Source organism: Trichlorobacter sp., from assembly GCF_030247655.1.
Taxonomy (GTDB): domain Bacteria; phylum Desulfobacterota; class Desulfuromonadia; order Geobacterales; family Pseudopelobacteraceae; genus Trichlorobacter.
The window spans coordinates 20,302-28,546 of sequence record NZ_JAOTRZ010000019.1 but is presented as its reverse complement, the minus strand read 5'-3'; the positions used below and the strand labels follow the sequence as shown (position 1 = coordinate 28,546).

Below are 8,245 nucleotides of genomic sequence, written 5' to 3'. Positions count from 1 at the left end.
CTATAATATTTGTTTAGACTATCTATTCAGTATCTATTCTGAATCTGGATGTAACTATGCAAGAGAGCGCGTTACAAAATCAAGAACGGCTGCTTGCCTTTCTGGCAACCGGCATCTACTCCTCGCCAGAGATACAGCAGCGTTTTGGCTTCAGCCAGCCGGTTATCTCACGCCTGCTTGCTCAGTTGGGTGACCGTGTGCTGGCAATCGGCAAGGCCCGCGCACGCCGCTACAGCAGGGTGCGTGATCTGCGTGGGTTGGGGGGCAGCTTTCCGGTCTATGCCATTGATAGCGAGGGTAATGCCCGTTTGCTTGGAACGCTTTGCTGCGTGGCCCAAACTGACTTTCTCTGGCAACCGGTTGATGGCCGGGAGCAGTTCTTTAAAAGCCTGCCCTGGTTTCTGGCTGACCTGCACCCGGAAGGATTTGTGGGCAGGGCCTTTGTGCGCACCTGCCATCAAGAGCTTGGCCTGCCACCACGCAGCAATGACTGGCAGGAAGACCATGCATTGATGGCGCTTGTTCGCCGTGGTGAAGACACCATGGGTAATCTGGTGGTGGGGCAGGAATCCCTTGAACGCTACTTTCGTATGGTTCAGGTAACGGGGCGCGCCATCACGGCAGAAGCCAGGTCAGAATCCTATCCTTGCCTGGCCCAGGAGGCGATGGAAGGGCAGCCTGTTGGATCATCAGCAGGGGGTGAACAGCCCAAATTTACCGCCACCATTGAACAGAATGGCATGGTGCAGAACGTACTGGTCAAGTTTTCTTCACCAATGGGCAGTGAAGAGGGTAGGCGCTGGGCAGACCTGCTGGTGTGTGAACACCATGCACTGCAGGTGGCGCAACAGGCAGGCATTGCTGCTGCACAAAGCACGGTTCTGGAAGCTGGCGGCCGCCAGTTTCTGGAGGTACTTCGCTTTGACCGGACCGGCCTGCATGGTCGTCTGCCGATTATCTCGCTGCGGGCAGTGGATAATGAATTTTACGGCTATCAGGACAACTGGGTTAATGCTGCCAACCGGATGGAAAGCGATGGCAGGCTCTCAACGCAGGATGCCTCAGCATTACGTTGGTTATCGGTCTTTAGCAGCCTGATTGCCAATAATGATCAACATTTTGGCAATGTCTCCCTGATTATGACCGAAGGCAGCAAACGATTTGCCCTTGCACCGGCCTATGATCTGCTGCCGATGCTGTACCGTCCCCTGGATGGTGCAGCACCAGCCCGTACTTTTACGCCACCTGCCGCAGTGCCCGGCGCTCATCAGGAATGGGGTGCGGCGCTTGATGGTGCCTGTCTGTTCTGGGGGCGTGTGCAGGCTGATGATCGTATTTCTGAACCGTTCCGCCAAATTTGCGCTGAAAACCTGGCAACGCTGGAGCGGCTGAAGACGGCGCCACGCCTACTGTAACCGGCTGATTTGCCAATGGATTGAAAGTGTGGACAATAGGATGCTAGAGGCCTTTGCCCATTACGGCGTGTAGGGCAGCCTGGAACTCGCTTTCAGGTGTGGTATACTGCCGGAGAAATGTTCCATTTGGGAGGTTGAGCGGTTCACGCGCGCACGCGCGTGAACCGCTCAATAAGGAGTTATGCGATAGGAGATTAAAAATTGGCAAATCCGATTCCCAATTCTGTCATCGGCGCTGTTTCTTCAGTCCTTGCCGCTTATTACTACAGTCACTCGACGCTCAATTCTCTGTTCATGGAGAGTGGTGCACCAGGTGATGTACCAGAAGGCAATTGTGAAACAAAATGTGCCAGATGGTTAAAGAGGTGCAACGACGACCCGAGCGTAGACGCTCTTTTGGTTCTCGGTCAGGTCATTCAAAAGTTCATGGACCAAGAACCATCTCACTTCATCCGGCCTGAAATTGCTGAAGGACAAAAAAGAATCAAAGAAAGCCTTTCGAAGAACCAGTTGAGCTATCAGACCAATGGCTTTGTGACCCTTGCGGGGGCAAGCCCGGCAACCAAAACACTAGCAGACTTTTTAAAGGTAGGAGACTATGCATCAATCGAAGTTGAATTTGATCGTGCAGTAGCACAGCTGGATCGAGACCCACATGCTGCCATAACTGCCGCAAGCTCAATTATAGAAGCTCTTTGTAAGACATACATAGAAACTTTTAGGCTCGAAATGCCAAACAAACAGACAATCGTCCCACTTTGGCGGAGCGTGCAGATGCACTTGGGTCTCAATATTGATCCTACTCTTGATGAGGATCAGAAGAAAATTCTTCAAGGATTGTCGTCCATTGTGGATGGCATCGGGGCATACCGCACGCACATTGGATCTGCGCATGGGCGTGGCATTGCACCTCCAGAAATTCAGGTTTCTGAGGCTCGACTTGCCGTCAATGCATCACATACTCTTGTAATCTTCATTATGGAGCGCTGGCATGCCTGTAAGACGCAAAACTCTTCGTTCAATTGGGCGGCTTATGGCGGTCGCTGATCTAATCGACCGTTATCTGAGTAAATAAATGAGTCAACCTGTAAACCAGCATTGGGTTCCACAGTTTTACCTGAAATATTTTGCAACGCCTGAGACCCAACGGACAAAGAATCCAAAAACGTGGATATTTTCCAAAAACGATGAGGACGGGGATCCAAGGCTGACCAATATAAGAAACATCTGCGCAAAGCGCTTCTTGTACTCGCCCCCTAACAAGGAAGGCCAGCGGGAATGGGGACTTGAAGCGAAATTATCCGGCATTGAGCAACTACTTTCTGTTATATGGCCTACTCTAGCCGAAGGTTATGCCGACCTTTTATGGGAGCCGTTACGTAAAGCTGTATCGCTATTTGTCTCCATTCTCTACCTTCGCCACCCGAACGGCCTCAAACAGTGCGTCGAGGCCCACAAGCACCTAGTGACGCTGTACGATCAGGTATCGAAAAAGCCTGACGGTACACCTGATATTGCATACGTGGAGACCAACGGGAAATTACAGAAGTTTGATGCCAGTGACTGGCATGAATATAAAAAATGGAATCAAGATGATCATCACAGATTTTTCTGCGATTCAGTCCAAGCACATGCCGGACACATGGCAAAGCTTCTTTTGAAAAAGCGATGGTCAATAATTTTCGCTGATACCCCCGCATTTATTACGTCAGATAATCCAGTATGTAAGGATCATTTAGAGAAAGAAAAATTCGGTTTCGGTACTGAAGGTACCATTGTAACTTTTCCGATCAGTCCGACGCGTCTTTTGATCATGGATGACAATCATAATGAACCTGCTGGACAACATTATCCTTTATGCGCTGATGGGCCTGGGCCGTTTAACCTTGGAATATGGAAAAATGGTAGCAGGTTCATGATTTCACAACGAGATGTAGACGAAGTGCTTGCTGAGATGCTTGAGTGGGCTGAGTACCAGACAAGCGAGAGCGCATAACCTGCGGCGGCACACGGTCTTCGCTGCGCTCCGCCGGTGCGCCTTGTGACGTTAAACACTATGACCAACAATCTAACCTACCACGATAGCCTGATTACCATAACAGCGGACGAGATCGTCTTTGCTGATTACTATTTTCCCAGGCATACCCCCAAGACGGTCCGTCTGGCAGATATCGCCAGTATTACGGTTTGTGCGCCGACCATCTGGAACGGCAAGTGGCGACTGCACGGAACCGGTAACCTCAAGACCTGGTTTCCGGCAGATTATAACCGGCACAGGCGTGACGCTATCTTCATTGCCGACCTGAAGAGCCAGTGGATCAATATCGGTTTTACCGTGGAAGACAGTGCCAGAGTAGAGAATATCTTCCGGCAGCTTGGGTTGAAAAGGAATTAAATTCTCTGTCAGCCAGCTTTACCTGAAGGGCCGTACGTACCATAAAAAAGATGCTGCCAATCAACGCGTCCTGCTGTTACGGTACAGGTAAGAGCTACCAATAGAATATGTTGTTCCAATCGAGAGACCGCACGTTAAGATGGACATAGAGGTGCTGCCATGGCCATTGAGCCAGCTACCCCGGAATCGATCAATAACATCTCCCTGCTGCAGACTCTGGGGATACAACTGCAGGAGATCGGCGAACGCCATGCGGTTATGTGCGTGACCGTTGACGAGCGACATTGCAACTACTTTGGCGGTGCCCACGGTGGCCTGCTGGCCACACTGGTGGATACCGCCTCCTTCTTCCCCCGCCCCTTGCTCCCCTCCGGGGTCGCCTGCACCACTACCAGCCTGCAGGTCAACTATATTCGCCCAGCCGCGGCGGGGGATCTGCTGACAGCCCGTTCAGAGCTGCTGCACCTGGGGCGCCGTACTGCCAGCGTGAGGGTTGAGGTGACCAATCAGGAAGACAAACTGGTGGTACACGGTACGGTCGGGTTGCTGGTGCTGGAATAAATGCATGTACGGAGGTGTCCACAATGCTCGGTTCGTTGACCATTATTCTGGTCTGCCAGCTGCTTGGCGAGATCATTACCCGGCTGACCGGGCTACCGGTGCCAGGGCCGGTAATCGGCATGCTGCTCTTGTTCTGTGGCCTTCTGCTCAAGCAGCGTTTGCCTGCTGAGCTGGAAGGTGCGGCAAATTCCCTGCACCGCTACCTTGCGCTGTTGTTCGTACCGGCCGGGGTAGGGGTAATCACCAACCTGGATCTGCTTGTCCGTTCCTGGCTGCCGCTTGGCGGCGCGATCGTGATCGGTACGGCGGTGACCATTGCGGTGACCGGTCAGGTCATGCAACGGGCCAACCGTCATAATCAGCAGGATGAAGGAGGGACTCCATGACCGGTGATGTCTCGCAACTGTGGGTCTATCTCTCCACTACGCCGCTGCTCTGGTTGGCAGTGACTCTGATCGCCTATCAACTGGGAAGCTGGCTGTTCCGGCGGCTGGGCTGCAGCCCGATCTTCAACCCGGTCCTGATTGCTGTGCTGATACTGGTTCTTCTGCTCAAGCTCAGCAACACACCGTACCAGACCTATTTCAAAGGTGCCCAGTTTATCCACTTTCTACTGGGGCCAGCCACCGTCGCTTTGGCAATACCGCTCTACCGTGAGGTGGCCATGATTCGCAAGACCTTCAGGCCGATTGCGATTGCGCTGCTGTCCGGCTCACTGGCTGCCATTGCCAGCGCGGTGGGGATCGCCTGGCTGCTGGGGGGAGAACGGGTACTGCTCTTGACCCTGGCACCAAAATCGGTGACGACGCCGATAGCGATGGGGATCAGTGAACAGATTGGCGGCCTGCCGTCTCTGACGGCAGTAGCAGTGGTGCTGACCGGCATTACCGGCACCGTAATTGGCGATCTTGTCTTGAAATGGGTGCGGGTGCATGATGATACTGCCCGCGGTATGGCCTTCGGGGTTGCCTCCCACGGGATCGGCACTGCCCATGCCATGCATCAGAGCCGGGTGAGTGGCGCCTTTTCCGCCCTGGCAATGGCCTTAAACGGTCTACTCACGGCGTTGTTGCTGCCGCTTCTGGTCAGCTTGCTGCGCTGATACTGTGGCCTTCCGACGCAGCTAGCTGCGGGCCAGCCTGCTGCATTTGACAATCAGCTGTTTTCTGTTAAAAAGAACCAACAAACAGTTTGCCAGACCAATCACAAGGACTCTTCAACCTTCCGGCATATCCCCATGAAAAAAGACTTTGTACGTTTTATAGCATTGCCTGCCTGTGTCTGCCTTGGCTCACCGGTCGATTCTTCTCTGCCCGCTGCCTATACGACGGTGGTGCATGCGGTGCATGAGATTGTGGTTGCCGGATGTGAAAACGAGAGCATCGCCATCAGCAAGATGAAGGAAAAGCGGAAGCAGTTGGGCAAGAAGACCGTATTTTCAGAAATTTCTATTGAGCCAAAAACTGCCGGAATTGTGAAGTATCATCCGACACCATTTGTTGCCGGACATAACATTATGACCACACCGGATGCAGATGGTGCCTATCCGGCTAAAGTACTTTTAAAAGCGCAGCAGTTCCCTGACGGTCAGGGACTGTGGATTCAGTACAGCATCAAGGATGTGGTTACCGGAGACAAACAGCAGCGCCACATGTACTGCGAGAAATACAAGTCTATGTTGTATTGCGGGTCACTGCCGGCCAGTTACGATCTGCGGTCCCACATGAACGCCATCCTTACACCGTAAACTCTGTCAGGCAGCTTCGCGTCTTCAAAGGTACTTTACCCTGTTGCAGCCTCAGATTGGTCCGCTCCGGGATGGCCAGGGTGCTGAAGTAGCTACGCCACAGTTCCTGAAACTGCGCTTCCTCTGGAGCGAGATCAGGTTGGGCTGTCACCTCCATCGGCAACAGCAGCCATTCCTGTTTTTCAGCATCGTACAGAATCCCCTCGCCATGGCGCTGGTCATGGATTAGCCACTGCTGGTCACTGAACCGCTCGGCAAAGTGTGTGCCGATCAGTAACAGGATCCGGTGATCCGGCCTGATTGCAGCGTAGTACAGCCCGCCCTGTATTTGCTGGAACCTGACAAAGCCCAGATAGCGGTGCGCCTCCCGAGCCACCTGCTGCGCCAGCTTCCATACCGGCGCCACCTGCGGGTGGGCCAGCATTCCGTCAACCCTCCTGCCCTGTTCCGCCTCCAACAGAAGATAGTGGTAGATCAACAGCTCTTGCTGGGGATGATCAGCCAGCAGGCAGCGCCGCAGCAGTTTGAGTGAGTGGGGGGAAAGTCGTCGGGTCAGGTGCTGCCAGAACACTTCTGCCACGGCCTGATCAGTGGCAATGCAGATCTCACTGTTGAACAGGCTCTGCTGATCAGGCGGAGCGGCACTGATCCGCTCCACAGCAGCCCGTTCTGCCAGTAGATGGGGGTACAGCGTCAGCAGCCCGGCCAAGGTGCCGTCATAACAGTAGCAGCCGGACATCACAGTTCTCCCGTAATCAGACTGGCGGTCTCGTCACGCAGCGGCTGTTCCAGATCAAGACTCAGCTGGACCGGACGCTTCTGTTCCGGCCCGTCCACCAGTCTACTGCGCAGGGTGTTGCTTTCAAGCTTGATCTCTCCGGCATACCGGCCACGGGCAGTAATGAAGTAGCGGGCACGCTTCATGACAATCCCCAGGCTGGTCAGATCGTCAATCCCCAGATGGCCCTGCCGCCGGGCCTGAATAATCCGCTGGGCAGAGCGGACCCCGACTCCCGGCACCCGCAGCAGCTCTTCATAACTGGCACGGTTGATCTCCAGCGGAAACAGTTCCAGATGGCGCAAGGCCCAGCCGGTCTTGGGATCAAGCTCGCTGTCCAGATTGGGACTGACCTCATCCAGCAGCTCATGGGCCGAGAAGCCGTAGTAGCGCAGTAGCCAGTCAGCCTGATACAGGCGATGCTCACGCCGTAGTGGCGCCTCGGGCCGGGCTGGCAGACGGGTGTCGGCCACGGTAGGAATAAAGGCGGAATAGTAGACCCGCTTCAGATCCAGCCGCTGGTAGAGTTGTTCAGACAGGGTCACGATCTGGCGGTCAGATTCACCCGTTGCCCCCACAATCAGCTGGGTGCTTTGCCCGGCCGGGGCAAAACGGGGCACCTTGCGGGACTGCTTCCGCTCGGCCCGATTGACCGTGATCAGCTGGTTGACCTGCCGCATCGGCCCTACCACTGCATCACGGCTCTTGTCCGGTGCCAGCAGGGCCAGACTTTCGCGGGTGGGCAGTTCCAGATTAACGCTGACCCGGTCAGCCCAGAGTCCGGCCTGCTGCACCAGCAGCGGATCAGCACCTGGCACCAGTTTCAGGTGGATATAGCCGTTAAAGCGGTACTGCTCCCGCAGGGTGCGGACCGCCTGAATCAGCAGCTCCATGGTGTAGTCAGCAGAACGGACCACGCCGGTGCTGAGAAACAGCCCTTCAATGTAGTTGCGGCGATAAAAGCCAATAGTCAGCTCTGCCACCTCGGCCGGAGAAAGCGCCACCCGTTGCACGTCATTGCTGCGACGGTTGATACAGTAGGCGCAGTCATAGATGCAGGCGTTGGTCATCAGGATCTTGAGCAGCGAGACGCAGCGGCCATCACTGGTCCAGGTGTGGCAGATACCGGTGGACGCAGCAGAGCCGATCCCCCCGTTGCTGTTCGCACGAGAGCTGCCGCTGGAAGAGCAGGAAACATCGTACTTTGCCCCGTCTGCCAGTATTTTCAGCCTGTCCATCAGGTCGGTTGCCACACCAAATCTCCCCCAAAATACATTGCAGCAGCATACCATATCCCTATGACAGGATAGGTCATTATGAAGCACTTAACGGTGTCAGGAGTAAAATTG

General features: G+C 54.5%; 10 protein-coding genes. 8 read left to right on the top strand and 2 right to left on the bottom strand.

Annotated elements, in window-relative coordinates:
- Positions 1-56: 56 nt before the first annotated feature.
- The 8 genes from yjjJ (at position 57) to OEL57_RS03135 (ending at position 6,118) form a co-directional block, all read left to right on the top strand.
- Positions 57-1,415, top strand: a complete 1,359-nt coding sequence (gene yjjJ, locus OEL57_RS03170; protein ID WP_300736959.1) for a type II toxin-antitoxin system HipA family toxin YjjJ — start codon at positions 57-59, stop codon at positions 1,413-1,415.
- A 201-nt stretch (positions 1,416-1,616) separates the two neighbouring features.
- On the top strand, positions 1,617-2,462 hold the full coding sequence (locus OEL57_RS03165) for an abortive infection family protein (RefSeq protein ID WP_300736956.1): 846 nt from the start codon (positions 1,617-1,619) through the stop codon (positions 2,460-2,462).
- A gap of 28 nt (positions 2,463-2,490) precedes the next feature.
- Positions 2,491-3,411: a DUF4238 domain-containing protein gene (locus tag OEL57_RS03160; protein WP_300736953.1), complete on the top strand. Its 921-nt coding sequence runs from the start codon at positions 2,491-2,493 to the stop codon at positions 3,409-3,411.
- Positions 3,412-3,456: 45 nt separating this feature from the next.
- A complete protein-coding gene (locus OEL57_RS03155; protein ID WP_300736950.1) occupies positions 3,457-3,810 on the top strand; it encodes a hypothetical protein in 354 nt (117 codons plus the stop codon).
- A gap of 159 nt (positions 3,811-3,969) precedes the next feature.
- Positions 3,970-4,371, top strand: coding sequence for a PaaI family thioesterase (locus OEL57_RS03150; protein ID WP_300736947.1), 402 nt, complete (start codon positions 3,970-3,972; stop codon positions 4,369-4,371).
- A 23-nt stretch (positions 4,372-4,394) separates the two neighbouring features.
- Entirely contained in the window at positions 4,395-4,757 is a 363-nt protein-coding gene (locus tag OEL57_RS03145) for a CidA/LrgA family protein (protein WP_300736944.1), read from the top strand.
- Complete coding sequence (locus OEL57_RS03140; RefSeq protein WP_300736941.1) at positions 4,754-5,473, top strand: LrgB family protein; 720 nt, start codon at positions 4,754-4,756, stop codon at positions 5,471-5,473. Before OEL57_RS03145 ends, OEL57_RS03140 begins: the two co-directional genes overlap by 4 nt.
- A 135-nt stretch (positions 5,474-5,608) precedes the next feature.
- Positions 5,609-6,118 (top strand): hypothetical protein, encoded by a 510-nt coding sequence (locus OEL57_RS03135; protein ID WP_300736937.1) that lies wholly within the window; start codon positions 5,609-5,611, stop codon positions 6,116-6,118.
- Here OEL57_RS03135 and OEL57_RS03130 read toward each other — a convergent pair.
- Complete coding sequence (locus tag OEL57_RS03130) at positions 6,108-6,857, bottom strand: TIGR03915 family putative DNA repair protein (RefSeq protein ID WP_300736934.1); 750 nt, start codon at positions 6,855-6,857, stop codon at positions 6,108-6,110. The genes OEL57_RS03135 and OEL57_RS03130 overlap by 11 nt on opposite strands.
- Positions 6,857-8,188 carry a putative DNA modification/repair radical SAM protein gene (locus tag OEL57_RS03125; RefSeq protein WP_349255189.1) on the bottom strand — a complete coding sequence of 444 codons (1,332 nt, stop codon included), beginning with the start codon at positions 8,186-8,188 and terminating at the stop codon, positions 6,857-6,859. Before OEL57_RS03125 ends, OEL57_RS03130 begins: the two co-directional genes overlap by 1 nt.
- Between the last annotated feature and the right edge of the window lie 57 nt (positions 8,189-8,245).

Excerpts from the sequence above, each read along its gene's own strand:
- yjjJ (WP_300736959.1), top strand. The coding sequence starts at position 57 with ATGCAAGAGAGCGCGTTACAAAATCAAGAACGGCTGCTTGCCTTTCTG.
- OEL57_RS03160 (WP_300736953.1), top strand. The coding sequence starts at position 2,491 with ATGAGTCAACCTGTAAACCAGCATTGGGTTCCACAGTTTTACCTGAAA.
- OEL57_RS03150 (WP_300736947.1), top strand. The coding sequence starts at position 3,970 with ATGGCCATTGAGCCAGCTACCCCGGAATCGATCAATAACATCTCCCTG.
- OEL57_RS03145 (WP_300736944.1), top strand. The coding sequence starts at position 4,395 with ATGCTCGGTTCGTTGACCATTATTCTGGTCTGCCAGCTGCTTGGCGAG.
- OEL57_RS03140 (WP_300736941.1), top strand. The coding sequence starts at position 4,754 with ATGACCGGTGATGTCTCGCAACTGTGGGTCTATCTCTCCACTACGCCG.
- OEL57_RS03135 (WP_300736937.1), top strand. The coding sequence starts at position 5,609 with ATGAAAAAAGACTTTGTACGTTTTATAGCATTGCCTGCCTGTGTCTGC.
- OEL57_RS03130 (WP_300736934.1), bottom strand. The coding sequence starts at position 6,857 with ATGTCCGGCTGCTACTGTTATGACGGCACCTTGGCCGGGCTGCTGACG.
- OEL57_RS03125 (WP_349255189.1), bottom strand. The coding sequence starts at position 8,188 with ATGGTATGCTGCTGCAATGTATTTTGGGGGAGATTTGGTGTGGCAACC.